This is a genomic window from Mesorhizobium sp. M1338 (assembly GCF_040318045.1).
Lineage (GTDB): Bacteria > Pseudomonadota > Alphaproteobacteria > Rhizobiales > Rhizobiaceae > Mesorhizobium.
Map to the genome: position 1 here is coordinate 19,701 of NZ_JAMYLL010000045.1, position 26,322 is coordinate 46,022.

Below are 26,322 nucleotides of genomic sequence, written 5' to 3' on the forward strand. Positions count from 1 at the left end.
AAGTGCAAAAACCTTGCCGCCATGCGCATTGCGCAGTAATGACGGTCGAAGGGTGGCGATGCTGCCTTGCACAATAACGAGGTGGCCATGTCCGCGCGCATTTTCAGCCCTGCCAAAACCGCGATGCAGTCCGGCAAGGCCAAGACCGGCTACTGGGTGCTGGAATTCGACCCCGAGATGCGCAAGAAGATCGACCCGCTGATGGGCTATACGACGTCGGGAGACATGAGAAGCCAGATCAGGCTCACCTTCGATACGCGCGAAGAGGCGGTGGCCTATGCCGAAAAGGAAGCACTCGCCTACCGCGTCGAGGAGCCGAAAGAGACCAAGCGCCGCCAGATTTCCTATGCGGAGAATTTCCGCTATGACCGCAGGACGCCCTGGACGCATTGAACGGCGGCCAGCGTCAAGTATCCAGCCGGCCCAAAGGCCGGCCAGCGGTCCCGTAGCTCAGCTGGATAGAGCACCGGCCTTCTAAGCCGATGGTCACAGGTTCGAATCCTGTCGGGATCGCCAGTAATTTCAAAGACTTGTGCCGGTGGTCTGATCAATGCCGCAAGCCCTGGCATCCAGCGACTGTCAGCGCCGCAACTCTATGCAGCAGGGAATCCAGTCTGGACTTGCAGCCCATTCGGCGCGGCGCTCCGGAATTATTTCGTGATCTGGCAGGGTTGGAACCTTAGCTCTCATAACGCGTTCGGGGCCTTGTATTCGCGGTGCCTATTAAAAAGGCAATGTGCGGGCCGGCGAATGGGTGGGGCAAAACAAGCGCGGGTTGGGGGAGGAGAAGCCAGGCTATGTCGAAACGTGAAATTGGAACGTCCCCTTCGTTGGGGCGGCGTATCGCTGAACTCAGGGCGAGAATGCAGGATGCGGAAATTTCCGACCATGAGATGAAAACGTTTCACAAGGTCGCCGCCATCATGGGGCCGGGCGACGGCTCCCTACGGCTGGATGCCGACGATCTAATCGCGGCATCCTTCGTTGTCGAGACGCTGGGCGAACAGGCGTCCAACCGCTGACATTTCCCTCCATCAGCCCGAAGTTCTGATCGCGAGAGCCAGCGCGGCCGCCGTCGGCGGCCGTTGCCATGCCGCCCGATATTCAATTGGAGGGAAAGTCTTATCAATTTGTTTGCGTTGGTCCGTCATGGTAGCGGCGACTAACGGAGTTGAACGCGATGAGGATCGATCTGTCGCCGACGAGTTGGGGCAGGGTGATCGCTGTGACCATCGCCGGTACGGCATTCTTCATTGCCGTGGCGTTCTTCGTCGATTCTTTCAATTTCCCCTATCTGTCGCGCGAGGCCGTGTGGCGGGCGCAGATGACCGACCTGATGCTGCCTTTGGTGCTGGGCGGCTCGTTTTTGTTTTTCCTCATGTGGAAGATTCGCCAGTTGGCCATCGCGCAGCGCGACCTCAGCGTCATTGCCGCGACCGACAGCCTGACGGCGGTGCTGAACCGTGGTGCCTTCTCGATGCTGGTCGAGGCCTATCTCGAGCAGACCCGCAAGCAGGAGCAGACCCGTTCGGGGGCGCTGCTGATCATCGACGCCGACCACTTCAAGTTGATCAATGACCGCCTGGGCCATGACTGCGGCGACCAGGCGCTCAAGCTGATAGCGCAGGCGATCAAAGGGCAACTGCGTGGCGGCGATATTGTCGGCCGCATCGGCGGCGAAGAATTCGGCGTGTTTCTTCCCGGCGTGGATCCTTCGCAATCCTGGGTGGTTGCCGAAAGCATCCGCCGGCGTATCAGGGAGATGGACTTTTCGCCCGGTGGCAGACCTTGCCCGCTTTCCGTCAGCATCGGCGGCACGAGTTTTACCGGCCCGATCACCTATCAGGAAATCTTCTCCGCTGCAGACAGGAGGCTTTACACGGCCAAGTCGAACGGGCGCGATCAGGTCAGCTTCGATCCGGCGGCGGCCGCCCCGGTGCCTAAACCCAGCGTCACCACGGTGCATTGAGAGTAGCCTGATCATGGGTGGCCATCGCACCCTTGAAACCGTCGCGTCCTTTTACAATTGCGGACAAGAACCTTGGGCACTCGGACAGCCCACTGATTTGTGAAGGCTTTGAAGTAGACGGCGCTTTCGCTTTGCCGACATCACGCTAAAGGGATGGCTTTCTCACGCCTGAGACGGCAGACATCGAAAATCTGTCGACCTATGCGCCTCGTTTCGACCAGGAGCTTTTCGGTCGGGCTCCTCTTTGGAGCGGAATTTGTTCGAGCTCTCGTGAGCCGCTCCTCGCTAAGGAGGCTGGTCAATCCGAAGATCCTCTCGCGCACAAGATCATGTTGCACACATAGCGCGGGCAAGAGTTGATATATGGTTTTGCTCGACGATGTTGGAAGTGACGGATCGAAGACAACGTGATCGACGGGCGCATCGAGACTTCCACTGATGAGATCGTGCGCTGCTTGCTTCGAAAGAATGTAGCCGGCCGATCCGATGTGGAAGCCATATAGTCTAGCCACCGAAAACGCACGGCCGACGGAAGCACGCTTCATCGCGATAACTGTCTTCCTTAGGTATGTTTCCAGCTTGACGATATCGGCGTCGGCCGGAATCCATCCGTCATCGGAAAGCATCGGGCCAGCTGCTTCGGACAAAATGATGTCATCTTCGAAGATCACACCAAAAGCATCATCGCCATCCGCGATGACTTTCCAGCAAATCTTGTGGCTCATAAGGCAGGCGATTTCCGTGGGGGTCAAATTTGGTGAAGTCTCGCAAAATTCCGGTCGACGCAACGCGTCTACGGCAGGAACCCGGTCGAACGAGACACCAATCTTCGCGAATTCAGCCGTGACATGGGCAAGTCGATCGGGAGAACGATCGAGGTTGATGACCATACATTTCATTGATGCTTCCCAAGGGCTATGCCCGACTATAATTACTGCTTTGAACCTTGACCTCGGAATCCATCCCTCCATGCCCGGAATGACGGGCTTAAACGAATAGTTCCGCCGCAACGCTCCCAGTCTGCCAATCACCTTTCGCTCTCTAGTGGATGACCCGCTTCTGTCGAGATACCTGTCTGGATGGACAAAGTCGAGATAGTCGGGGGTTGCTGGATTGAGACGTAGCTTTTCGCCAGTCTCGTCGTTCGACATCAGGAACGGATGGCTGGGGTGCTTTGACAAAGCCTTCTCACAGCTTTAAGAGGCGCCGCTTCGGATATGTGTTCCAGTTGACGAAAATTGCGCAATAGACGATAAATATTTTGAGACCTAATTTTTTTTGAAGGCGTCTATGTTCAAAAATATTTTTTTCTCAGCAGCGTTAGGTCTGCTTGGCATAAAGTAATGTCTTCAATCGTTCGGCGTCAAGCAACGCCATCGATCGCCCGAGCGGGCAGTACGACAACGGTCAGGTTTTCACTAAAACAACTGGCCAGCCAGGGCAAAGCGCGGCAACAATGCTCCATCTATTCAATGGCTTTCAGAGCCCCTTTGGCGGCAGTGACCTCGAGACGCTGGAACTCTATCGGCTGTTGAGCGCGGACGCGGAGGTGCGTCTGTGGGCAACCTCCTCCAGGGTGTCCGGCGAGTTGATGCGACACTCACCAATCCGCCGCATCTCGCCGCTAACGCGGAACATGCCGGATGGCGGCACCTATGTCTTTCTCGGAGCGCATTGGCGCAACAAAATATGGCCTTACCTGATCCCGCGGCCGCGCCGGGTGATCTACGTCTTCAACACCTTTCACCCGAAAGTCATCGCGCTGACGGCGCGCATGCCCCGCATGCTGAACTGGCCCGAAGCCGAACTGGTGCTGATTTCCGATTTTCAAAAAAGCGTGCTTCAAATCGACGGTGTCGTGCATCCGTCGCCGATCGAGATCGGACGTTTTTCACCAAGGCTGGTCCGACCGGATGGTCCGTTCGCGGTGGGGCGGCTGAGCCGCGATGCGCCGGACAAGCACCACGCCGACGATGCGCCGCTTTACGAGGCATTGCTGGCGGATGGCGCTGCGGTGCGGATTCAGGGCGGGATGCCGCTGAAGGAGCGGCTCGCGCTCCATCCGCGATTGGAACTCCTGCCGCAGGGCCAATTTGCCGCCGAACAGTTCCTGTTGAAGCTGGACGCATTCTACTATCGCACCGGCTCGCATGTGGTGGAGACGTTCGGTCGCGTGGTGTTGGAGGCGATGGCCTGTGGTTTGCCCGTGGTCTGTCATTCGCATGGCGGCTACGCCGACCACATCAGGCATGGCGAAAACGGCTTCCTGTTCGAGACGACGCAACAGGCGGCGCGGATCCTGGCCGATCTCAAAGCCGATCCGAAACTGCGGGCGACAGTGGGTCGCGAGGCGCGGCAGACGGTCGAGCAGTTGTTTTCGCCGCAGGCACTGCGACGGCGGCTGGATTTCTATCTGCGTTAGCGGCACATCATCCGTCGGGCTTCGCGGACACCCTCGGCGCAACACGTGTCCGTGTGTTGTCAACGATCTCGACATCGCGTTAAAGCCGGCATGCAGGCGGACCATCGGGGCGGACAGCCAGCGCGCACCACAGGCTGAGCAGGACTTCTTACCGATGACATTGATGAGCGCGGCGGCTCTGCTGATCCTTGTCCTGACTTACGCCGGTGTCGCCATTGGCCGCATCCCCGGCCTGCGCCTCGACCGGGCGGGGATCGCGTTGCTCGGCGGGGCCGCGATGATCGCCATCGGCGCGCTCAGCATGGAGGACGCCTACCGGGCGATCAATTTCGACACCATCACGCTTCTGCTCGGCATGATGATCGTGGTGGCGCATCTGAAAGTGTCGGGCGCCTTTCGCGGCCTTGGCGCCATGGCCATCGAGCACGCGCATGCGCCCTTCATGCTTTTGGTGATGGTGACGCTGCTGACCGGCGTGCTGTCGGCCTTCCTGGTTAACGACGCCATCTGCCTTGTCATGGCGCCGATCGTCGTCCACGTCACCCGCGTCATCAAGCGCAACCCGATCCCCTATCTGATCGCCACCGCCACCGCGTCGAATTGCGGCAGCGTCGCCACCATCACCGGCAATCCGCAAAACATGGTCATCGGCGCGCTGTCGGGCATTTCCTATCCGGCCTTTTCGGCGGCACTCGCTCCGGTCGCTCTGTTCGGCCTCGTCGCGGTCGTTGTCATCATCCGCATCGTCTACCGGGCCGAATTCGCTCGTAAGGTCCCATTGACGCCCGAGGTCTCGCGTGGCCGCATGCACAAGCGGCAGGTGCTGAAGGCGGTAGTGGTGTGCATCGGACTGGCAATTGCCTTCTTCGCTGGTGTGCCCGTCGCCAAGGCGGCACTCATCGGCGGCGCGATCCTCTTGCTCACCCGCGCCATCAAGCCGGAACGCATCTACCGCGAGATCGACGGTCCGCTGCTGTTCATGTTCGCCGGCCTGTTCATTGTGGTCGCCGGCGCCGAAAAGACGCTTCTTACATCAGAGATGATCGCCTCGGCAAAGAACCTCGGTCTGGACGATGTCTGGCGCCTGTCGGGCTTCACCGCGGTGCTCTCCAACATCATGAGCAACGTCCCGGCCGTGCTGGCGCTGCGGCCTTTCATTCCCGGCCTTGAAAACCCCGAGCGTGCCTGGCTGGTCGTCGCCATGAGCTCGACGCTGGCCGGCAATTTCACGCTGCTTGGTTCGGTCGCCAACCTGATCGTCGCCGAACAGGCACGGGCCGCCGGCACGCAGCTGTCATTCGGCGCCTTCTTCAGGGTCGGCTTGCCGTTGACGCTGATCACGCTTGGCGTGGGCACTGCATGGCTGGCGTTTGGGTTCTAGATCTAGTCGCTTGAAGTCCGCGCCCGCACAAGCGTCGCCGCGGCGCGGCCGGCCGCCTCGATATAATCGGGGTTGTGGTGGATCAGCATGATCGAAAACGAGCCGTCGATCAGGAGTACGATCTCGCGCGCCAAGGCTTGCGGCGCCGCGACGCCGTGGTCCGACAATGCGCCAGCCAGCCATGTTTCGAAATTCGACTTGTGCCGCGACCCGACCTTGATCGCCGGATGTCCGGGCATCGAGGCGAGTTCCGCGGCCGTGCGCAGGAAGCCGCATCCTTTCCATTTCGGATGGCGGGCGGCCCGTGCCAGATTGGTAAAGATCGCCTCAACCTTGCGATCCGCGCCGCCTTCGGCAGCATCGAACCAGCCGGCCATCCGCTTCAGATTGGGTTGGTCGCGGCCATCGAGATATGCGGCGATGAGGTTGTCCTTGCTCTTGAAATGGTAGTAGAGCGTCCGCTTGGTGAGACCCGCCGCCTCGGCGACGGCATCGACGCTGACGCGACCGATTCCTTCGGCGTAGAAGAGCCTGGTCGCGGCATCGACAATGCGTTTGCGGGTGGGGCTTTGTGCGTCAGGCATGAGCCTAGGTATACCGACTAGTGAATATACACAAGCGCCAAAGGGCATAGTCTTCCGGCTCATCAGCATGATGGAGAAGGAAGAGCCAATGACCGATCTTGTCCTCAATGATACCAAGGATGGGATTGCCATCCTCACCCTTAACCGGCCGGAGAAACTCAACGCGCTGAACTATGCCCTGATCGATCGCCTGCTTGCGATCCTCGACGACATCGAAATCGACGACGGCGTCCGGGCGGTCATTCTTACCGGAGCAGGGGAGCGGGCATTTTCGGCGGGTGGCGACATCGCCGAGTTCTCGGCCAGCGTGGCGCTTGGCGTCGATGTCGCGATGCGGGACTTCGTCATGCGCGGGCAGCGGCTGACGGCAAGGCTGGAAGCCTTCCGCAAACCCGTCATCGCCGCCGTCAACGGCATTGCCTTTGGTGGCGGCTGCGAAATCACCGAAGCGGTGCCGCTGGCCATTGCCAGCGACCGGGCTTTGTTCGCCAAGCCGGAAATCAACCTTGCGATGCCGCCGACTTTTGGTGGAACGCAGCGCTTGCCCAGGCTCGCAGGGCGCAAGCGGGCGCTGGAACTGCTTTTGACCGGCGATTGGTTCCCGCCGCGGCGCGCTCTCGAACTTGGCCTCGTCAACGAGGTGGTGCCGCATGGCGATTTGATGCCGGCCGCAATCGGCCTGGCCAGGCGTATCCTGCGGCACTCCGATCTGGCGATCGCCAGCATCCTCGCGGCGGTGGCGCAGGGCCTCAACCGGAGCATCGCCGACGGCCTGCTGGTCGAGGCCGAGCAGTTCGCCCGCATGGCCTCGACCGCCGATTTGCGCGAAGGGCTCGATGCCTGGATCGAGCGGCGCGAGCCGCGCAATGACGGCACATGGACGCATATCGCGCGGCCTGACGAGCCCAGGCGAGCCTCGCTGGCGTCGGATCAGGGCGCCACCACCAGCCGGCCTTTCATATTGGGGTGAAAGCGGCAGAAATAGTCGACCGATCCCGCGGCTTTCAATGTCAGGCTCGCGGATTTCTTCGGCGGGATCATCACCTCCCAGCCACCTTTCAAAGTGGCCGTGTGGGCGAACGCGTCCTTGTTCACCCACTCGATCGTATCGCCGACCTTCGCCTCGACGGCGGCCGGCGAGAACACCAGTTTGTCGATGGTGACCCGGATGGTTTCAGCTTGCGCCGGGACGATACCGCCGGCCAGCATCAACGCAATCCACAGATGGCGTTTCGGCATGCTCCCGGTCCTTACTTCAGCATGCCGGCGACGTGTTCGGCATTCTGAGATTGAGAGATTGGACGCTGTTGCCGGCAAAAGGTTCCCGAAGATCTTTCTCCGGGTCCGGCGGCCGCTAAACTACCGCATCCAATGAGGGCTTGTCAGCAGCCTGCAGGCGCGCCGTGGCCGCCAGGAGATCGGTCTGGGTGATCAGCCCGAGAATCCGCTCGTCGTCGTCGACGATGATCACCGCATGGCTGCGGCCATCGGTGAGCACGGGCAGCAGACCCATGGCGGCGAAATCGGCGGCGGCGGTCGCGGCGGGCGATATCACGGACCCAACCGAACCGCAGGCCTGGGTCAATTCCCGCAGTCCCACGGTGCCCGCCAGCCTTGCCTCCGCGTTGACGACCGGCAAGGTGCGGATGTTGTGGTCGAGCAGCAATTGGCGCGCCGACTCGGCTGAGGTGTGTGCGTCGACCGAGATTACATCGCGCGACATGATGTCCTCGCACAGAAGGGTCTTGTGCGCGCGCACCATCGCCTGCAATTCGACTTGCCGCAGCAGCCGGTCGAGATCGCTGCGATCGATATCGAATGTCTCGTCGAGTGCGCCAAGCGCGGCATCGATGTCTTCGGACCGGAAGCCGACGCGCGACTGTGCAGGCGGATCGCTGGTGCCGTGGCTATTCGCCGGTGCTGCAACCGGCACATGCGGATAATTGCGCCGGGCCAGTCTGTGGAAGCCGTAGCCGAGCGCCACCAGCAGGATCGAGTTCAGCGCCACCGGCACGAATGGGAACAGGAAGCCGGCGCTGATGACGGCGGGCCCTCCCAGCACCGCGGTCAGGGCGGCGGCTCCGCCCGGCGGATGCAGGCAGCGCGTGAACGACATGGCGGCGATGGCCAGTGCCACCGCGACGCCCGTGGCAAGCGCGGTTTCATGGATGAAATGCGCCACGATCACGCCGACCAATGCCGATATCGTGTTGCCTCCGATGATCGACCATGGCTGCGCCAGCGGGCTGGCGGGGACGGCGAACAGCAGCACCGCCGACGCCCCCATCGGCGCCACCAGCAGCGGCACATGCGGACCGTTGCCGAGCACAAGGCTGGCGATGACGCCGGTGAGTGCAATGCCGATCGTCGCGCCGATGCAGGCGACAAGGCGCTCGCGCAGCGTCGCGCCGGCAAGAATGGGAACAAAGAGGCGGAAGGCCATGACGTCGAAAAACTCTGCCGTATTCCAGGGGAAGTCGAAAGTGTACTGTTCGCACCGCAATGACGCGGCAACATTGGATTTGAAAGCCAAACTGATCCGGGAAACAGCAGTTTGAGGGAATAGAATTCCGCTACGCAGCCGCCGCGGCGGTCAGGCCGCGCGAAATGTCGGCCTTCAGGTCGTCGACATCCTCGAGGCCGATCTGCAGGCGGATCAACGGACCCTCATAGGGCGCTTTCGCGACAACGCGGTCGCCGAGCCAGACCGGCACGGCAAGGCTCTCATAGCCGCCCCAGGAATAGCCGAGGCCGAAGATCCGCAGTGCGTCGAGGAAGGCGTGCTGCTGCTTCTGGCCGCCGCCGGCAAGCACGATGGAAAAGATGCCGCTCGAACCGGAGAAGTCGCGCTTCCACAAATCGTGGTCCGGGTGGCTGGGTAGGGCAGGGTGGAGCACGCGCGCCACGCCTTTCTGGCCTTCGAGCCAGGAGGCGATGGCGAGCGTGCTGCGCTGATGATGCTCCAGGCGCACGCCCATGGTGCGCAGGCCGCGCAGCACCTGGTAGACGTCGTCGGGTCCGGCACAGCAGCCAAGCGTGCAGAAGCTTTCATAGAGATGCTTCCAGCAGCTCTCATTGGCCGACACCGTGCCCAGCAGCACGTCGGAATGGCCGGCCGGGTACTTCGTCGCCGCATGGATCGAGATGTCGACGCCGTGGTCCAGTGGACGAAAATACAGCGGCGTCGCCCAGGTGTTGTCCATCATGACGATGGCGCCGGCGGCGTGCGCCGCCTTGACGATGGCCGGGATGTCCTGCACCTCGAACGTGTTGGACGCCGGCGATTCCGTGAACACCACCTTGGTGTTGGGCTTGATCAACGCCGCGATGCCGGCGCCGACCTCGGGAGCGTAGTATTCGACCTCGATGCCCAGCCGCTTCAGCATCGTGTCGGCGAAGTTGCGGGTCGGGTGATAGACGGTATCGACGATCAGCAGATGGTCGCCCGCCGACACGAAGGCGAGCAGCGGCACGGTCACCGCCGCCAGGCCCGATGGCACCACGATCGTGCCGGCCGAGCCTTCCAGCGCGTCTATGGCGTGGGCAAGGGCATCGGTCGTCGGCGTGCCGCGCGTGCCGTAGGTGTATTTCTGGCTGCGTGCCGCCATCGAAGCCGCGTCACGAAAAAGCACGGTCGAGGCATGCACCACCGGCGGATTGACGAAGCCGAAATAGTCATGCGGATTGTTGCCTGAATGGGCAAGCCGCGTGTTGATGCCCATCCCGCCGCTAAAGTGTTCGCTGCCGTCTTTCGCCATTCCGCGTCGCCTTGTTGACAAGCCGCTAGCCATAGTGCGGCGTCATGGACCGTGCAACAGCCACCGGCCGCCAGGGGATGGACTTCGAATATGCCAATTCGTCGCGGCAGACGGTGGCGATGCGGGGAGTGACGCGACCCCGGCGGTGCGTTGTAGGCAACAGCGCCAGTCTCCGCCGACAGGGCAACGAACTCGGGCTAACGGGTTCCCTCGCAGCCTTCGCCGGCGCGTTGGCTGACGGAGCGTCAAATGAAAAACCCGCCTGTGCGGCGGGTCACTGGCGCAAATCAGCACCATGGACGAACATGTACCATAGCTGAGGTCACGGAATCAAGAAAAAATTCCTATCGTGAAAAGCTGCCGGCACAAAAACTGCCAACACCGCCGAACTGGCTGTCGTCAGGTCTTTTGTTAACCTGAGTTCGGAGCCCTATCTCCGCCGATCGGCCTATTGTGGACGATTGCGAAAGATATATAATCGTCTGCTAATATTAATCGCCGGATTGCTTCGATCAGATGCTGCCGGATGGTTGTTGCCGGTTGTCCTTCTGGTCCTCCACGATCCGGATCGCGTTCACGAAGCGTGCGCGCGGCAAGGGGAGGAATGCCATGCCCGACGTCAAATGGACAATGAAGGCGCGCGAATTCACCAACTGCAACTGCGCCTATGGCTGCCCGTGCCAGTTCAACGCCATGCCGACATACGGTTTCTGTGAAGCGGTTGCTGGCATGGAAATCGAGAGTGGCCATCACGGCGACACCAAGCTCGACGGATTGCGGTTCGTCGGGATTTTCCGCTGGCCCGGCGCCATACACGAGGGCAGGGGCGAAGCCGCTGTGGTTATCGACGAGAGGGCGACCGAGGCCCAGCGTGGTGCGCTGCTTCGCATATTGGGCGGTCTGGATACCGAACCAGGTGCGACGATATTCCAGGTCTTTTCGACCACGCTGGAGAAATTCCACGATCCGATCTTTGCCCCGATCGAATTCAAGGTCGATGTCGGCGCGCGAACCGCGCGGCTGCACGTCAACGGCGTAACCGACGGCCATGGCGAGCCGATCAAGAATCCGGTAACCGGCGCGGAACACCGGGCGCGCATCGACCTGCCGCACGGCTTCGAATACGCGATCGCCGAAGTCGGGCGTGGCTGGACCAAGACGACGAGCCCAATCAAATTCGAACTAGCCGATTCGCACAGCCATTTCGCCAATCTGCATCTCACGCAGAGCGGCATCGTGCATTGACCTGATCCAATGACCGACACGGCCCTCGAGGCGGTGCTGCGGCGCGACCGCGCGGTCGTAACGGCCGCGCTCGTCGTGATTGCCGTGCTCGCCTGGGCCTACGTGCTGTGGCTCGCCGCCCACATGGTCATGCCCGGCTCCCCCTTGCCGGACAGCGCAGGCAGTGACATGGCGGGAGTGGACATGTCGAACATGGGCGGCATGGATATGGGCGCCACGGTGGCGCCCGGTTTTCGGGCATGGGCATCGGCCGATTTCGCTTTCATCTTCACGATGTGGGCGGTGATGATGGTCGGCATGATGACGCCTTCGGTCGCGCCGATGCTGCTGCTCTATGCCGGCGTCGCTCGCAAGGCGCGAGCGGATGGCCGGCCTATCGCTTCGACGGGATGGTTTTTTGCCGGCTATCTCGCCGTCTGGGTCGTGTTCAGCATCGTGGCGACCGGTGCGCAATGGCTGCTCGCCCGTCTTGCCCTGCTCGATCCCTCGATGGCGACCGACAGCGCGATCCTCGGTGGGCTCGTCCTGATCGCCGCTGGTCTCTATCAATGGACGCCGATGAAGGGCGTCTGCCTGCGCCAATGTCAGGCGCCGATCGCGTTCCTGGCCAGCCATGGCGGGTTCCGCTCAACTCCGCTCGGCGCACTTCGGCTCGGCGTCGATCATGGCGCCTATTGTCTCGGTTGCTGCTGGGCGCTGATGGCTCTGCTGTTCGTCGGCGGCGTCATGAACGTGCTCTGGATCGCCGGCATCGCCATCCTTGTCTTGCTGGAGAAAACGGTCCCGACCGGGCAGTTGATCCCGCGCGTTTCCGGCGCGTTGATGGCTGCTATCGGAACCTGGCTCGTCTTTCGGGCGCTTTGAAAACGATCCTTGTCTCAAGGCGATATTGGCTCGCAACCGCCCAATATGCGTTGGATACCATTGCGCCGGGTCAGTAACGCCGAGGTATTGCCTGGGATGAATCTCGCCTGCCGCGGCCTGCATTTGCGTTGTATGAGCTTTGCCGTCTTTATTTGCGCTGCTGACTAATTCGCGGGCGCGTTTGTCTGCAATTCAGGCATTTGCGGCAATCGGTTTTCAAACTCCTTCGGTTTCGGTCATTTCCCTTGACCTCACAGGAATTATCGCCTTCGATGACATTCGTGAATGGGAGGCTGCGCGTCGGTTACCGATGCGGGGTTCCGGGAATGGGCCGGAACGGGAACTGCATTCACACGGGAAAAAGGTCAGGGTTTGCCCTGAAAAACAGAGAAAAGGGTCTGTGGGTCATGAAACATATTGCTATCGGCATTCTTGGCGCCGCCACGCTTGGGTTGATGGCGTCGGCCGCGTCGGCGGCCACGCTCGATACCGTCAAGGCGAAGGGTTTCATCCAGTGCGGCGTCTCGACAGGCCTGGCCGGCTTCTCGGCGCCGGACGACAAGGGTGACTGGCAAGGCATCGATGCGGATTTCTGCCGCGCTGTCGCGGCCGCCGTCTTTGGTGACGGCACCAAGGTCAAGTTCACGCCGCTCAGCGCCAAGGAGCGGTTCACCGCGCTGCAGTCCGGCGAGATCGACATCCTGTCGCGCAACACCACCTGGACCATCAACCGCGACACGGCGCTTGGCTTGAATTTCATCGGCGTCACCTACTATGACGGCCAGGGTTTCATGATCAATGCCAAGAAGCTGCCGGGCGTCAATTCGGCGTTGCAGCTTTCCGGCGCCGCCGTCTGCGTGCAGAGCGGCACCACCACCGAGCTCAATCTGGCCGACTATTTCAAGGCCAACAAGATGGAGTACAATCCGGTCGTCTTCGAAAAGCTGGAAGAGGTCAACGCCGCCTATGACGCCGGCCGTTGCGACGTCTACACCACCGACCAGTCGGGCCTCTACGGCATCCGCCTGACGCTGGGCTCGCCGGCCGACCACGTCGTGCTGCCAGAGATCATCTCCAAGGAGCCGCTCGGACCGGCCGTGCGCCAGGGCGACGACCAGTGGTACCACATCGTCAAGTGGACCTATTTCGCACTGTTGCAGGCGGAAGAGCTTGGCATCACCAAGGCCAATGTCGACGAAATGAAGAACTCGCCCAGCCCGGAGATCAAGCGCGTGCTTGGCCAGGAAGCCGATACCAAGATCGGTACCGATCTCGGCGTCTCCAACGACTGGGTCGTCAACATCGTCAAGGCCGTGGGTAATTATGGCGAAATGTTCGAACGCAATGTCGGTTCGGGCAGCCCGCTGAAGATCGCGCGCGGCATCAACGCGCTGTGGACCAAGGGTGGCCTGCAGTACGCTCCGCCGATCCGCTGATCGAAATGTGATCCGGGAGGCGGGTCGTCTGCTTCCCGGTTTCTCTTTCCAGGGGACGGTCGAATGGCATCGCAGGAAGTTCTTCGCGAGGAGCCCAGCCGCGGTTCCTTCATCAACGATCCGAGGGTCCGGGGCGTATTCTTCCAGGCGGTGGTCGTCGTCGTGCTGGTGGCTGGCGTCTGGTGGATTGCCCACAACGTCATCGACAATCTGACCCGGCTGCACATCGCGTCCGGCTTCGGCTTCCTCAAGGGCCGCGCCGGCTTCGACATAAGCGAAAGCGCCATCGCTTATTCATCGGATTCGACCTATGGCCGTGCCATCCTGGTTGGTTTCCTCAACACCGTGATCGTCGCCGTCGTCGGCATCATCACCGCGACAATCATCGGCTTCATTGTCGGCATCGGCCGGCTTTCGCAAAACTGGCTGATCAGGAAGATCTGCACGGTCTATGTCGAGGTGTTCCGCAACATCCCGCCGCTGCTGGTCATCTTCTTCTGGTATTCCGGCGTGCTTGCCGTGTTGCCGCCGCCGCGCGAGAGCATCAATTTGCCGTTCGGCTCCTTCCTCAACCAGCGCGGCTTCTATTTTCCACGCGCCGTCTGGGGCGACGGCTCGTGGCTGATCTTCGTCGCTCTGCTTGTCGGCATCGCCATGGCGTGGTTCGTCGCGCGCAAGGCGCGGCAGCGGCAGATGGCGACCGGCCAGCAATTTCCGGTGTTTTGGACGTCCGCTGCGGTGATCGTCGGGCTGCCGCTGCTCGCCTATGCGCTGAGCGGCTTCCCCTTGAGTTTCGATTACCCCAAGCAATCGACATTCAACCTGACCGGCGGCTTCCAGGTCAGGCCCGAGTTCCTGTCGCTGTATCTGGCGCTGTCCTGCTATACCGCCGCCTTCATTGCCGAGATCGTACGCGCCGGCATCAGGGGTGTCAGCACGGGCCAGACGGAAGCTGCCGGTGCGTTGGGGCTGCGGCCCGGATCGATCCTGCGGCTGGTCGTCGTGCCGCAGGCCATGCGCATCGTCATTCCGCCGCTGACCAGCCAGTATCTCAACCTGACCAAGAACTCGTCGCTCGCCATCGCCATCGGCTACCCGGACCTGACGGCGACCGCCGGCACGGTGCTGAACCAGACCGGCCAGGCGGTCGAGGGCGTGGTGATCATGATGGTGATCTATCTGGCCATCAGCCTTCTGACCTCGGTTGTGATGAACTGGTTCAACGCCAAGATGGCGCTGGTGGAGAGGTGAGGTAAGGACATGCAAGAACATGATATGTCCTGGGTGCGCAGCGAAATGGCGCTGGCGCAGCCAGCGCCTGCCGGCGTCACGGGTTTCGGCGCGTGGGTGCGCAAGAACCTGATCGCTTCCACCGGCGACACCATTATGACCATCGTCGGCATCGCCCTGGTGGCGATGATCCTGCCGCAAATCATCAACTGGGCGTTCATCAACGCTGTGTGGACCGGGCCGGACCGGACCGTATGCGCCACCGTGACGCAAGGCGGCGTCCAGCCGGAGGGCTGGACCGGCGCCTGCTGGGCTTTTGTCAATGCCAAATTCGGCCAGTTCATGCTCGGGCGTTATCCGATCGAGGAGCGCTGGCGTCCGATCCTGGTCGCCATCCTGTTCGTGGCTCTGCTGGTGCCGATGCTTATCCCGAAGGTGCCGCGCAAGGGCCTGAATGCCATTCTGCTGTTCTTTGCACTGCCGATCGTCGCCTTCATCCTGCTGGTCGGCGGCATGTTCGGCCTGCCGCATGTCGAAACCTCGCTGTGGGGCGGGCTGCTGGTGACGCTCAGCCTGTCCTTCGTCGGCATTGCCGTGTCGCTGCCGCTGGGCATCGTGCTGGCGCTCGGCCGCCGTTCCAAGATGCCGATCATCAAGACGCTGTGCGTCGTTTTCATCGAGACGGTTCGCGGCATCCCGCTGATCACCGTGCTGTTCTTCGCCAGTGTCATGCTGCCGCTGTTCCTGCCGGCCGGCGTCTCGTTCGACAAGTTCCTGCGCGCTTTGATCGGCGTGTCGCTGTTTGCCGCCGCCTATATGGCCGAAGTGGTGCGCGGCGGACTGCAGGCGATCCCCAAGGGACAGTATGAAGGTGCGGATTCGCTCGGCCTCGGCTATTGGCAGAAGATGTATTTCATCATCATGCCGCAGGCACTGAAATTGGTGATCCCCGGCATCGTCAACACCTTTATCGGCATGTTCAAGGACACCAGCCTGGTCATCATCATCTCGATGTTCGACCTTCTCGGCATTGTGAAGCAGAACTTCTCCGACCCAAACTGGGCAACGGCGCAGACGGCCAGGTCTGGCCTGATCTTCGCGGCCTTCGTCTTCTGGCTGTTCTGCTTCGGCATGTCGCGCTATTCAATGTTCACCGAACGTCGGCTCGACACCGGCCACAAACGCTAAACAAAAGAACAAGGGGACCCTGTCATGGCCACCGAAAATGCCGTTAGCGCGGAAGAGATCAAGGTCAACGCCGCCAAGATGCAGATTTCCACCACCGATGTCGCCATCGACATCATCGCCATGCACAAATGGTATGGCGAATTCCATGTGCTGAAGGACATCAATCTGAAAGTGATGCGCGGCGAGCGTATCGTCATCTGCGGCCCTTCGGGCTCCGGCAAATCGACGATGATCCGCTGCATCAACCGTCTGGAAGAGCACCAGAAGGGCAAGATCATCGTCGACGGCAAGGAACTGACCAACGATCTCAAGAAGATCGACGAGGTCCGCCGCGAGGTGGGCATGGTGTTCCAGCACTTCAACCTGTTCCCGCATCTGACCATCCTCGAGAACTGCACGCTGGCGCCGATCTGGGTGCGCAAGACGCCGAAGAAGCAGGCCGAGGAAATCGCCATGCATTTCCTCAAGCGCGTCAAGATCCCGGAACAGGCCCACAAATATCCCGGCCAGCTGTCGGGCGGCCAGCAGCAGCGCGTGGCGATCGCCCGCTCGCTGTGCATGAACCCGCGCATCATGCTGTTCGATGAGCCGACTTCGGCGCTCGACCCGGAAATGATCAAGGAGGTGCTGGAGACCATGGTTGGCCTTGCCGAAGAAGGCATGACCATGCTGTGCGTCACCCACGAGATGGGCTTTGCCCGCAAGGTCGCCAACCGCGTTATCTTCATGGATCAGGGCCAGATCGTCGAGCAGAACACGCCGGCCGAGTTCTTCGACCACCCGCGCCACGAGCGCACGAAGCTGTTCCTGTCGCAGATCCTGCACTGATTGTTTTTCCACAGACGGAAGAAGCCCGGCCGAAACCTTGGCCGGGCTTTTTTCGTATGGACCGCCAGGAGGTGGGCAGATGTGTTGCGCCGGACGCGTTTGCAGGGGCCGCCATTCATGAAAAGGCTGGGACGTTTTCTAGGTCTTCTGTTGATCGTCATTGCGCTCGCTGTGACGATGGGCGCTCTCGTGCCGCGCCCGCTGTGGCGGCCGGCCGTCGCGGCAGCACCCGCCAACACGCACCGCATCCTGGTGCTGAAGAACCCGATCCACACGGACATTGCCATTCCGGTCAACGATGCCGTGCGCCAGCGTTTCCATTTCCTGGCCGACGCCGGCATACCGGCGGATGCCCCTGAGGTCCGCTACATCGTCTTCGGCTGGGGCGGCCGCGCCTTCTATCTGGAGACGCCGACATGGTCTGAGTTGAAGGCAGTGCCGGTGATGAAGGCACTGACCCTCGATGCGTCGGTCATGCATGTCGATGTCTCCGGCGACATCGACGAAGGTCATCCCGGCATTGCCGGCTTCGATATCGGCGAGGATCGGTTCGCGTCGCTGCTCGATTTCATCGGTGCGAGTTTCCAGCGGGGGCCGAAGGGTCCGATCCTTGTTTCGGACGCGGCCTATTCCAGGTTCGACGGCTTTTACGAAGCCAACGGCCATTTCAATGCACTGGTCGGCTGCAACACCTGGACGGCGGCCGCCTTGCGCACCGCCGGCCTGCGCACCGGCTGGTGGAATCCGCTGCCTGTATCGCTTGGCCTGTCGATGCGGCTGTATAATTAGCGGGGGCATTCCGCGAATTGGCAAGCGTCGCGTTCCTTCACACCCCCCTCTGTCCTGCCAACCGATTGGTGCTTTTAGCTAGCGGTCCCGGCACGTTCAGCGTCGAATGATCTTCTGCGACTGCCAGCCATAGAGCCAGTCCAAATCCGCCGCGAGCTTTTCCGGCGAGCGCATTTTCAGGAACAGATTTCGCGCGACAGCCACTGGACCCACGGCATGCCAGGCAAGGCGGTTGATAGCGCCGCGGCGAGCGACCCTGGCGACACGCGGCCGCCGCAGGTTCTCCCAGATTTGCAGGCTTCGTGCCGGATGGGCAGGGGAGTCGGCAATGATAGCGGCAAGTGTCGCCGCATCCTCGATCGCCATGGCCGCGCCTTGCGCCGCGAACGGCGTCATCGCATGTGCGGCGTCGCCGATCAGCGCGATGCCGTCCGGAGTTGTCCAGGGTCGCTTCTGGTCGACCGTATGGAGCGGCCAGGTCAGCCACGGGCCGGCCACTTCCACCAGTCTTGCAAGGCCAGGCGCGGCGCCGCGCACCGCGCCTGCGAGGATGCCGGGATCGGCATGGCCGGACCAGCCTTCGGCAATGCGCTCGCCCTTGGTGAAGGCGACGAGATTGAATGCGTCACCCTTGCTGACGGGATAGGCGACCATATGGAAGCCCGGGTGCAGGAAGGTGGTGACGCAGTCCGGAGCGCCGATCGCCGCGAAAGCCTGCCCTGCGGCACTCTGCGCGGCAATGGTCGTGCGCCAGGCCAGTTCGCCGGAAAAGCGGCTTCTTGGCGAGGCCGACCCCTTGGCCGAATCGACAAGCCCGCGAACCGATGACCAGACGCCATCGGCGCCGACCAGCAGGAACCCCTCGGCCGTGATGGTCTTGCCGTCGATCTCGGCCGTCGCGGTGATGCCATGGGTGCCGGTGGCAACGCTGTCGATGCGGGCGCCAGTGACGATCTCGATCTCGGCGATCTCGTTGGCACGCGCCATCAGTGCACTCTGCAGATCGGCCCTGTGGGCGACGAGATAGGGTGCTTGCCAGCGGGCCTCGGCGGCTTGTCCGAGCGGCACGCGTGCCAGTTCACGGAGGGTCGCGGCGTCCTTCAGCACTACGGCCTCGGGCCGCACTGCTGCCGGCAGCAGACGGTCGAGCACGCCAAGCTGGCGAAGGATGCGCGTCGCGTTGGGAGAAAGCTGGAGGCCCGCGCCGACCGCTTCCAGGCGCTGCGCCTGTTCGAACACCTGCACGGAATAGCCGCGTTTGGCGAAAGCAAGCGCTGCGGTCAACCCGGCGACACCCGCCCCGGCGATGAGGACCTGCCGGGAACGTATGTCGTTCATCGAGCTTGTCGCGAAAAAATCAGGCAGCCTGGTCGATAAAGATGCAGCCGGCCGGCAGCGTTTCCGTCGCCTTCAGCTTGGGCGAATAGCGGTAGAGCGTCGAGCAATAGGGGCAAACTTTTTCATTGTCGTCGCCCATATCGAGAAACACGTGCGGGTGATCGAATGGCGGGTTGGCGCCCGTGCACATGAATTCCTTGACGCCGATGTCGATAGCCGGGTAGCCCGCATCGTTCTGGAAATGGGGAATGGAACCGCCTGCCATCGTCGTCTCCTTAACGCAGTCTCTTCTGCATCTGGATCATAACAGGCCTCTTGGCAAGTTCGATGAAATGAAACTGTCGCAAAAGCCTGTCAGAGGATAAGTTAAGCCGGTTAACGCATGGCCCGGAAAACCGACTTCGGTTTTCGGAACGGATCATGCGTGGCCTTGGAGTGGCAGAGCGTCCTTTGCGCGTCCTGAACGACGCGCGGCACTCTGGCGGCAGACGGTGTGGAAGAGCGGGAATATGAACGAACTGAAGCCGGTGCAGAGCGAATTCACCAACGTCGAGGCGGCAAGTCCGGAAGGCGGCAATCCCGATCGTTTCGTCAATCGCGAGTTTTCCTGGCTGCAGTTCAACCGGCGCGTTCTCGAGGAATCGCTGAACCTCAATCATCCGCTGCTGGAGCGTGTCCGCTTCCTGTCGATCTCGGCAGCGAACCTCGACGAGTTCTTCATGGTGCGCGTCGCCGGCCTCGCCGGCCAGGTGCGCGAAGGCATCGTGCTGAAAAGCCCTGACGGGCGCACTCCCGAACAGCAGCTGGAACAGCTGCTGCGTGAGGTCGAGCGGCTGCAGGAAGACCAGCAGAAGAGCCTGTCAGCGCTCACCGTGCTGCTCAACAAGGAGGGCATCGAGACCATCACCCGCGACGCGCTCACCAAGGACGAGAAAATCTGGCTGGAAGACCATTTCCAGGAGCAGGTGTTTCCGGTGCTGACCCCGCTGTCGATCGACCCGGCGCACCCGTTCCCGTTCATCCCCAATCTCGGCTTCTCGATGGCGCTGCAATTGCGTCATCGCAAGAATGGGGAAGAGATGAGCGCGCTGCTGCGCCTGCCGGTGGCGCTCAAGCGCTTCATCCGTCTGCCGGACCGCAAACGCCATGTCCGCTTCATCCCGCTGGAAGAGGCGGTCGGCCTGTACATCGGCAAGCTCTTCCCTGGCTATGAGGTCAAGGGCTCAGGCACGTTCCGCATCATCCGCGACAGCGATATCGAGGTCGAGGAGGAGTCGGAAGATCTCGTGCGCCTGTTCGAGACGGCGCTGAAGCGGCGCCGCCGCGGCTCGGTCATCCGCATCGAATTCGACAGGCTGATGCCTGGCGAACTGCGCGATTTCGTCGCCGGCGAGCTTGGTGTCTCGTCGAGCCGCATCAGCGTGCTCACCGGTCCACTGGCGCTCAGCCAGATCTCCGAAATCGTCGCCGTTCCCCGCGACGATCTCAAATTCACGCCCTACAATCCGCGCTTTCCCGAACGCATTCGCGAGCATGGCGGCGACTGTTTCGCCGCCATCCGCGAGAAGGACATCGTGGTCCATCATCCCTATGAATCCTTCGATGTGGTGGTGCAGTTCCTGCGCCAGGCGATGGCCGACCCGGAAGTGGTGGCGATCAAGCAGACGCTTTACCGCACCTCCAATGACAGCCCGATCGTGCGCGCGCTGGTCGATGCGGCCGAGGCCGGCAAATCGGTCACGGCGCTGGTCGAGCTCAAGGCGCGCTTCGACGAGGAAGCCAACATCCGCTGGGCGCGCGACCTGGAGCGTGCCGGCGTGCAGGTCGTGTTCGGGTTTCTCGAACTGAAGACGCATGCGAAGATGTCGCTGGTGGTGCGGCGCGAGGACGGCAAATTGCGCAACTACGTGCACCTCGGCACCGGCAACTACCATCCGGTCACCGCGCGCATCTACACCGACCTGTCCTTCTTCACCACCGATCCGACGATTGCACGCGACGTCGCCCAGCTCTTCAATTTCATCACCGGCTATGCTGAGCCGACGGATGAAATGCGTCTGGCGATCTCGCCGTTCACACTGAGGAGCCGCATCCTGAAGCACATTGCCGATGAGATTGCCTATGCCGTGGACGGCAAGCCTGCGCGCATCTGGATGAAGATGAACGCGCTCGTCGACCCGATCGTCATCGACTCACTCTATGATGCCAGCCGCGCCGGCGTCGAGATCGACCTTGTCGTGCGCGGCATCTGCTGCCTGCGGCCCCAGGTTCCGGGCCTTTCGGAAAACATTCGTGTAAAATCGATCGTCGGGCGGTTTCTCGAGCACAGCCGCATCTATTGCTTCGGCAACGGTCACGGCCTGCCATCGGACGGGGCGATCATCTACATCTCCTCGGCGGACCTCATGCCGCGCAATCTCGACCGCCGTGTCGAGACCATGGTGCCGATCACCAATCCAACTGTGCATGAACAGATCCTCGGCCAGATCATGCTTGGCAACATCATGGACAATCAGCAAAGTTTCGACGTATTGGCTGATGGAACCTCCCGGCGCGTGGTGCTGGAGGAGGGCGAGGAACCGTTCAACGCGCAGGAATATTTCATGACCAATCCGAGCCTGTCGGGACGGGGTGACGCGCTGAAGTCGCACGCGCCCAAGCGCATCGCGCAGTTCAAGCGACGCAAGAAGAACGCCGCAGCGTCCGGCTGATGCTGTCTAATTCCCAAGGCCGGTTGCAGGACCGTCGACCGCTGTCCATCATCGACATCGGATCGAATTCGATCCGTCTGGTCGTTTATGAGGGGCTGTCGCGCTCGCCGACCATGCTGTTCAACGAAAAGATGCTGGCCGGTCTCGGTCGAGGCATCGTTTCGACCGGCAAGCTCGACCCCGAGGCGGTGACGCGTTCGATGGAAGAGTTCCGCCGCTTTCGCGCGCTCTCCAACCAGGCCGGCGCCGAACAGATGTATGTGCTGGCCACCGCCGCCGCCCGCGAGGCTATCAACGGTCCCGATTTCATCCACCGCGCCGAAGATGTCCTCAAGACCGAGATCCGTGTGATCAGCGGCCGTCAGGAAGCCTATTATTCGGCGCTTGGCGTTATTTCCGGCTTCCATCCAGCCAATGGCATCGCCGGCGATCTGGGCGGCGGCAGCCTCGAACTGGTCGATGTCAACGGCGAAGCAATCGGTGACGGCATAACGCTGCCGCTGGGCGGCCTGCGCCTGCAGGACATGGCGAAGAACTCGCTGACCCAGGCGGCGAAGATCGCGCGTGACGAACTCGCGAAGGCTAAGCTCTTGAAAGGCGGGCAGGGCAGGCCCTTCTACGCCGTCGGCGGCACCTGGCGAAATCTCGCCCGCCTGCACATGGAAATGACCAATTATCCGCTTGGCGTCATGCACCACTACGAGATATCGGCCGAAAGCGCGGCGAATTTCCTCAAGCAGGTGGCCAAGGCCGAGATCGAGAAGGTCAAGGGGATCGAGGGCGTTTCCAAGAACCGCCGTTCGCTGCTGCCCTACGGCGCCATCGTGCTGCAGGAGATCATGGCGGCGATGCAGCCGTCGAAGATCATCGTCTCGGCGCTCGGCGTGCGCGAAGGCTTTCTCTATTCGCTGCTCGACGAGGCCGAACAGAAGGCGGATCCATTGATTTCGGCCTCGGAGGAACTCGCCCGGCTGCGCTCCCGCTCCGTCACCCATGCGCATGAACTTGTCGACTGGACCGCCAGGACCTTTGCCGCCTTCGGCATCGACGAGACCGAGGACGAGGCGCGCTACCGCCACGCGGCCGCATTGCTTGCCGACATCGGCTGGCGCGCGCATCCAGAATATCGCGGCAAGCAATCGCTCAACATTATTGCCCACGCGTCCTTCTTCGGCGTCGACCATCCCGGTCGCGCCTTCCTGGCAATGGCCAACGCCTACCGTCACGACGGCATCTTCAACGAAGCCATCGCACCCGAAATCAAGGCGCTGGCTCCGCCGCGTTATCTGGAGCGCGCCCGCGTGCTCGCGGCGATGATGCGCGTCGTCTACCTGCTGACGGCGGCGATGCCGGGCATCATGCCCAGGCTGAAATGGGAACAGCGCGGCAACGGCGTGCTGGCGCTTGTCTTGCCGGCATCGCTGGCCGATCTCTATGGCGAGCGGCCGGCCGGGCGCCTGGCGCAATTGGCAAGGATCACCAACCGCCGGCTGGTGCTGGCCGTCGAGGGCGGCCCCAGCGTGTCGGTGAAATAGGCGCTGCCTGATAGCAGACCGTGTCTCATCTGACTCAAGCGGGTATTAGACCTGCCCGGACGTGCTCACTCGTCGGCGGCCTAGCGTTTGTGGACCGGCTTCCCCCAATCCGTCGCTGCTTCGCAGAGCCACCTTTCCCCCCTTCGGAGGGAAAGGAAGGGAGCTTCCTTGGAACAGCGTTTGGCGGCAAAAGGCTCGCGCCCTTCCTCTACCCGTCGATCGGGGGAGAGATGGCTCGGCGAAGCCGAGACGGAGTGGGGGTCGACCAGCTCGGGCGTGTCTAAGCAAAGATATCAAATCGCGCCAGGCCCGTCGACAGACCAAGCGCCGGCGCCGGCCATGGCAAGTGCCAGGAAGCCGCCCGATGTGGCGATGTCCTTTATCAGCATCTGCTGGTGCAGGAAGGCGAGCATCGCGTCGCCGCCACCCTGGCCGTAATGGCCGATGAAACCGGCGACAATGCAGAAGGCTGCCAGCAGCAGCGCCGCAATCCGGGTCTGGAAGCCGACCAGGATGAGCAATCCGGCGACGAGTTCGAACAGTCCCGTGCCCCAGGCGGCCAGCGTCGGCAGCGGCAGGCCGAGGCCCGCGAAATAGCCCGTCGTGCCGGCAATGTCGCTCAACGCGTGAAAACCGGAAGGCACGAACAGGGCGGCGAGCAGCAGCCGGGATAGCAGAAGCAGCGCGTTGCGGGGCATGTTCACCTCCGTTGTCGGTCGAGCCGGGCGATTACAGCCAAGCCGCGATCGTAGCAGGAAACAAACCGGCTGAGACGTCTGCACCGACAACGAAAAAGCGGCGCGGAAAATTCCGCGCCGCTTTCATTTCGAGGCTTGAGATTCAGCCGCGCTTGGCGTCGATGGAGTAGGCACCGGCGCCCGATGAAGCCAGCAGCAGGAAGCCGCCAGTGATGGCGAGGTTCTTGAGGAACTGGATCATCTGCATCTGGTCGGCCCAACCGGTGTGGGCGACTAGGCCGGTAGCGACCGTGAAAACCGCGAGCACCCAGGCCGCGGCCCGGGTCTGGAAGCCGACGAGGATGGCGAGACCACCGAGAAGCTCGATCAAGCCGACGATGATAGCCGTTACGGTCGGCAAGGGCAGGCCGAGGCTGCCGAAATAGCCGGCCGTGCCGGCGATGGCGGTGAGCTTGCCGAAACCTGAAAGCAGGAAGATGGCCGCAAGCAGGACGCGGCCGAGGAGGATGGTGGTTGAGGCATTGGAAGCGCCGGAACCGGCGGCTGAAGTGTTGATGGACATGGTGGCTCTCTCCGGAAAAGGGTTGATACCGGTGAGATAGAGCACGCGGACTGTTCACCAAAGCCGTCAGATTGGTGACACATTGTTCACAGCGCTTACATTTTCGTGATCGGACGACCTGCGCAAAATTCGCCTCGGTCAGGGTGCGACGGGAGGAAATTCTCCCCTCGCGAACTGTCCTACCCCGGATGCGTCATGTCCTCCGGCCGCACAAGCCGGTCATAGTCGGCTTCGCTGACAAGCCCGGTCGCGAGCGCTTCCTCGCGCAGCGTGGTGCCCTTCTTGTGCGCGGTCTTGGCGATCTTTGCCGCATTGTCGTAGCCGATGGTCGGCGCCAGCGCCGTCACCAGCATCAGCGAGCGGTCGAGTGCCGCCTTGATGTTGTCTTCCCGCGCCTCGATGCCGACGACGCAATTGTCGGTGAAGGAAACCGAAGCGTCGGCGAGCAGCTGCACCGACTGCAGGAAATTGTAGGCCATCAGCGGGTTATAGACATTGAGCTCGAAATGGCCCTGGCTGCCGGCGAAGGTGAGCGCTGCATTGTTTCCGAACACCTGAACGCAGACCTGCGTCATCGCCTCGCACTGGGTCGGATTGACCTTGCCCGGCATGATCGACGAGCCCGGTTCGTTTTCCGGCAGCGACAGTTCGCCGAGGCCCGAACGCGGGCCGGAACCGAGGAAGCGGATGTCGTTGGCGATCTTGAACAGCGCGGCCGCCGCCGCGTTGATGGCGCCATGCGAGAACACCATGGAATCATGGGCCGCCAGCGCCTCGAACTTGTTCGGCGCGGTGACGAAGGCGATGCCGGTGATTGCGGCGATGCGATCCGCCACCCTTTCGGCGAAGCCGACCGGCGCGTTGAGGCCAGTGCCGACGGCGGTGCCGCCCTGCGCCAGTTCCTGCAGGCCGGGCAGCGTCAGCTCGATGCGCTTGATCGACGAGGCGACCTGCGCCGCGTAGCCCGAAAATTCCTGGCCAAGCGTGAGAGGTGTGGCATCCTGCGTGTGCGTGCGGCCGATCTTGATGATGTGGGCGAAGGCCTCGGTCTTGGCTTCAAGTGCCTTGTGCAGATGTTTCAGGGCCGGCAGCAAATCGTGCACGATGCGCTCGGCGCAGGCGATGTGCATCGCCGTCGGATAGGTGTCGTTCGACGACTGGCTCATATTGACGTGGTCGTTGGGATGCACCGGCTTCTTCGAGCCCATGACGCCGCCCAGCATCTCGATCGCCCGGTTGGAGATCACCTCGTTGGCGTTCATGTTGGACTGCGTGCCAGAGCCGGTCTGCCAGACCACCAGCGGGAAATGGTCGTTGAGCTTGCCGTCGATGACCTCTTGCGCTGCCTCGACAATCGTCTTGCCGATCGAAGGATCAAGCCGCTTCAGCTCCATGTTGGCCTCGGCCGCCGCCCGCTTGACGATACCCAGCGCGCGCACGACCGACGCCGGCTGCTTTTCCCAGCCTATCTTGAAGTTGCCAAGGGAACGCTGCGCCTGCGCGCCCCAATAACGGTCGGCGGCGACTTCGATCGGGCCGAACGTATCGGTTTCGGTTCTGGTCTTTGCAGCGGTCACGGGTCTCTCCTTGTCGAAGTCGGCAACGGCGTATCGCGTTGCACAAACGGCTTCAAGCGGAGATTGCGGACGGCAAGGATGCAAATCGGTTGAAGGACGGGCGCCTTTCCTTCTCCCCTTGTGGGCTAGCGTGCGCACACATTTGCTTCGTGCTGTGGTCAAGCGTGAAGAAGCGAGGCCGGAAAATGGCTTGATGCGGTTGAATCG

The 26,322-nt window shown here is 62.0% G+C and carries 26 protein-coding genes and 1 tRNA gene; 16 read left to right on the top strand and 11 right to left on the bottom strand.

Annotated features, from left to right (window positions below; genetic code table 11):
* The first annotated feature begins 87 nt into the window (after nucleotides 1-87).
* From NKH19_RS26865 to NKH19_RS26875, 3 genes are all read left to right on the top strand, one after another.
* Nucleotides 88-393 (top strand): ETC complex I subunit, encoded by a 306-nt coding sequence (locus NKH19_RS26865; protein WP_056587179.1) that lies wholly within the window; start codon nucleotides 88-90, stop codon nucleotides 391-393.
* Between the two features lie 46 nt (nucleotides 394-439).
* Nucleotides 440-516: transfer RNA gene (locus NKH19_RS26870), tRNA-Arg, on the top strand.
* Nucleotides 517-797: 281 nt separating this feature from the next.
* Entirely contained in the window at nucleotides 798-1,022 is a 225-nt protein-coding gene (locus NKH19_RS26875; RefSeq protein WP_352868015.1) for a hypothetical protein, read from the top strand.
* Between the two features lie 103 nt (nucleotides 1,023-1,125).
* On the opposite strand, the gene NKH19_RS26880 is transcribed toward NKH19_RS26875, so the two are convergent.
* Nucleotides 1,126-1,284 carry a hypothetical protein gene (locus NKH19_RS26880; RefSeq protein ID WP_352868013.1) on the bottom strand — a complete coding sequence of 53 codons (159 nt, stop codon included), beginning with the start codon at nucleotides 1,282-1,284 and terminating at the stop codon, nucleotides 1,126-1,128.
* Between the two features lie 40 nt (nucleotides 1,285-1,324).
* Here NKH19_RS26880 and NKH19_RS26885 point away from each other — a divergent pair, with 40 nt between their 5' ends.
* Nucleotides 1,325-1,969, top strand: a complete 645-nt coding sequence (locus NKH19_RS26885; RefSeq protein ID WP_352868011.1) for a GGDEF domain-containing protein — start codon at nucleotides 1,325-1,327, stop codon at nucleotides 1,967-1,969.
* 140 nt (nucleotides 1,970-2,109) lie between these two features.
* Here the strand turns inward: NKH19_RS26885 and NKH19_RS26890 are convergent, their stop codons facing one another.
* On the bottom strand, nucleotides 2,110-2,868 hold the full coding sequence (locus NKH19_RS26890; RefSeq protein WP_352868009.1) for a glycosyltransferase family 25 protein: 759 nt from the start codon (nucleotides 2,866-2,868) through the stop codon (nucleotides 2,110-2,112).
* 557 nt (nucleotides 2,869-3,425) lie between these two features.
* On the opposite strand from NKH19_RS26890, the gene NKH19_RS26895 reads away from it, so the two are divergent.
* Both NKH19_RS26895 and NKH19_RS26900 read left to right on the top strand, forming a co-directional pair.
* A complete protein-coding gene (locus NKH19_RS26895; RefSeq protein WP_352868006.1) occupies nucleotides 3,426-4,391 on the top strand; it encodes a glycosyltransferase family 4 protein in 966 nt (321 codons plus the stop codon).
* A 154-nt stretch (nucleotides 4,392-4,545) separates the two neighbouring features.
* Nucleotides 4,546-5,772 carry an anion transporter gene (locus NKH19_RS26900; RefSeq protein WP_352868004.1) on the top strand — a complete coding sequence of 409 codons (1,227 nt, stop codon included), beginning with the start codon at nucleotides 4,546-4,548 and terminating at the stop codon, nucleotides 5,770-5,772.
* A gap of 2 nt (nucleotides 5,773-5,774) precedes the next feature.
* Here the strand turns inward: NKH19_RS26900 and NKH19_RS26905 are convergent, their stop codons facing one another.
* Nucleotides 5,775-6,356, bottom strand: a complete 582-nt coding sequence (locus tag NKH19_RS26905; RefSeq protein WP_352868001.1) for a TetR/AcrR family transcriptional regulator — start codon at nucleotides 6,354-6,356, stop codon at nucleotides 5,775-5,777.
* 88 nt (nucleotides 6,357-6,444) lie between these two features.
* Between NKH19_RS26905 and NKH19_RS26910 the strand changes: the two genes are divergently transcribed.
* Nucleotides 6,445-7,326: a crotonase/enoyl-CoA hydratase family protein gene (locus tag NKH19_RS26910; RefSeq protein ID WP_352867998.1), complete on the top strand. Its 882-nt coding sequence runs from the start codon at nucleotides 6,445-6,447 to the stop codon at nucleotides 7,324-7,326.
* Here NKH19_RS26910 and NKH19_RS26915 read toward each other — a convergent pair.
* From NKH19_RS26915 to NKH19_RS26925, 3 genes are all read right to left on the bottom strand, one after another.
* On the bottom strand, nucleotides 7,287-7,595 hold the full coding sequence (locus tag NKH19_RS26915) for a cupredoxin domain-containing protein (protein WP_352867995.1): 309 nt from the start codon (nucleotides 7,593-7,595) through the stop codon (nucleotides 7,287-7,289). The two genes, NKH19_RS26910 and NKH19_RS26915, sit on opposite strands and share 40 nt — an antisense overlap.
* Before the next feature lie 115 nt (nucleotides 7,596-7,710).
* Nucleotides 7,711-8,799, bottom strand: a complete 1,089-nt coding sequence (locus NKH19_RS26920; RefSeq protein ID WP_352867992.1) for an HPP family protein — start codon at nucleotides 8,797-8,799, stop codon at nucleotides 7,711-7,713.
* A gap of 130 nt (nucleotides 8,800-8,929) precedes the next feature.
* Nucleotides 8,930-10,114, bottom strand: coding sequence for a cystathionine beta-lyase (locus NKH19_RS26925; RefSeq protein ID WP_352867989.1), 1,185 nt, complete (start codon nucleotides 10,112-10,114; stop codon nucleotides 8,930-8,932).
* A gap of 609 nt (nucleotides 10,115-10,723) precedes the next feature.
* Between NKH19_RS26925 and NKH19_RS26930 the strand changes: the two genes are divergently transcribed.
* The 7 genes from NKH19_RS26930 (at nucleotide 10,724) to NKH19_RS26960 (ending at nucleotide 17,694) form a co-directional block, all read left to right on the top strand.
* Nucleotides 10,724-11,359 (top strand): DUF1326 domain-containing protein, encoded by a 636-nt coding sequence (locus tag NKH19_RS26930; protein WP_352867986.1) that lies wholly within the window; start codon nucleotides 10,724-10,726, stop codon nucleotides 11,357-11,359.
* A gap of 9 nt (nucleotides 11,360-11,368) precedes the next feature.
* Entirely contained in the window at nucleotides 11,369-12,223 is an 855-nt protein-coding gene (locus NKH19_RS26935) for a DUF2182 domain-containing protein (RefSeq protein ID WP_352867983.1), read from the top strand.
* A gap of 407 nt (nucleotides 12,224-12,630) precedes the next feature.
* Entirely contained in the window at nucleotides 12,631-13,659 is a 1,029-nt protein-coding gene (locus NKH19_RS26940) for an amino acid ABC transporter substrate-binding protein (RefSeq protein WP_352867980.1), read from the top strand.
* Nucleotides 13,660-13,722: 63 nt separating this feature from the next.
* Nucleotides 13,723-14,910 (top strand): amino acid ABC transporter permease, encoded by a 1,188-nt coding sequence (locus NKH19_RS26945; protein ID WP_352867977.1) that lies wholly within the window; start codon nucleotides 13,723-13,725, stop codon nucleotides 14,908-14,910.
* Between the two features lie 9 nt (nucleotides 14,911-14,919).
* Nucleotides 14,920-16,077: an amino acid ABC transporter permease gene (locus NKH19_RS26950; RefSeq protein ID WP_352867976.1), complete on the top strand. Its 1,158-nt coding sequence runs from the start codon at nucleotides 14,920-14,922 to the stop codon at nucleotides 16,075-16,077.
* A 78-nt stretch (nucleotides 16,078-16,155) separates the two neighbouring features.
* A complete protein-coding gene (locus NKH19_RS26955; RefSeq protein WP_031260969.1) occupies nucleotides 16,156-16,905 on the top strand; it encodes an amino acid ABC transporter ATP-binding protein in 750 nt (249 codons plus the stop codon).
* A 117-nt stretch (nucleotides 16,906-17,022) separates the two neighbouring features.
* Nucleotides 17,023-17,694: a TIGR02117 family protein gene (locus NKH19_RS26960; RefSeq protein ID WP_352867973.1), complete on the top strand. Its 672-nt coding sequence runs from the start codon at nucleotides 17,023-17,025 to the stop codon at nucleotides 17,692-17,694.
* A 96-nt stretch (nucleotides 17,695-17,790) separates the two neighbouring features.
* On the opposite strand, the gene NKH19_RS26965 is transcribed toward NKH19_RS26960, so the two are convergent.
* Together NKH19_RS26965 and NKH19_RS26970 are read right to left on the bottom strand one after the other, a co-directional pair.
* Nucleotides 17,791-19,032 carry an FAD-dependent monooxygenase gene (locus tag NKH19_RS26965; RefSeq protein ID WP_352873930.1) on the bottom strand — a complete coding sequence of 414 codons (1,242 nt, stop codon included), beginning with the start codon at nucleotides 19,030-19,032 and terminating at the stop codon, nucleotides 17,791-17,793.
* A gap of 19 nt (nucleotides 19,033-19,051) precedes the next feature.
* The gene (locus tag NKH19_RS26970) at nucleotides 19,052-19,297 is read right to left on the bottom strand and encodes a zinc-finger domain-containing protein (protein ID WP_352873928.1); all 246 of its coding nucleotides are present in this window, start codon (nucleotides 19,295-19,297) and stop codon (nucleotides 19,052-19,054) included.
* A gap of 244 nt (nucleotides 19,298-19,541) precedes the next feature.
* Between NKH19_RS26970 and NKH19_RS26975 the strand changes: the two genes are divergently transcribed.
* Both NKH19_RS26975 and ppx read left to right on the top strand, forming a co-directional pair.
* A complete protein-coding gene (locus NKH19_RS26975) occupies nucleotides 19,542-21,743 on the top strand; it encodes an RNA degradosome polyphosphate kinase (protein ID WP_352873926.1) in 2,202 nt (733 codons plus the stop codon).
* Nucleotides 21,743-23,278: an exopolyphosphatase gene (gene ppx, locus NKH19_RS26980; RefSeq protein WP_352873924.1), complete on the top strand. Its 1,536-nt coding sequence runs from the start codon at nucleotides 21,743-21,745 to the stop codon at nucleotides 23,276-23,278. The genes NKH19_RS26975 and ppx overlap by 1 nt, the downstream gene beginning before the upstream one ends.
* 293 nt (nucleotides 23,279-23,571) lie before the next feature.
* On the opposite strand, the gene NKH19_RS26985 is transcribed toward ppx, so the two are convergent.
* The 3 genes from NKH19_RS26985 to fumC form a co-directional block, all read right to left on the bottom strand.
* A complete protein-coding gene (locus tag NKH19_RS26985) occupies nucleotides 23,572-23,976 on the bottom strand; it encodes a DoxX family protein (RefSeq protein ID WP_352873922.1) in 405 nt (134 codons plus the stop codon).
* Between the two features lie 142 nt (nucleotides 23,977-24,118).
* Entirely contained in the window at nucleotides 24,119-24,538 is a 420-nt protein-coding gene (locus NKH19_RS26990) for a DoxX family protein (protein ID WP_352873920.1), read from the bottom strand.
* A 179-nt stretch (nucleotides 24,539-24,717) separates the two neighbouring features.
* A complete protein-coding gene (gene fumC, locus NKH19_RS26995; protein ID WP_352873918.1) occupies nucleotides 24,718-26,115 on the bottom strand; it encodes a class II fumarate hydratase in 1,398 nt (465 codons plus the stop codon).
* Between the last annotated feature and the right edge of the window lie 207 nt (nucleotides 26,116-26,322).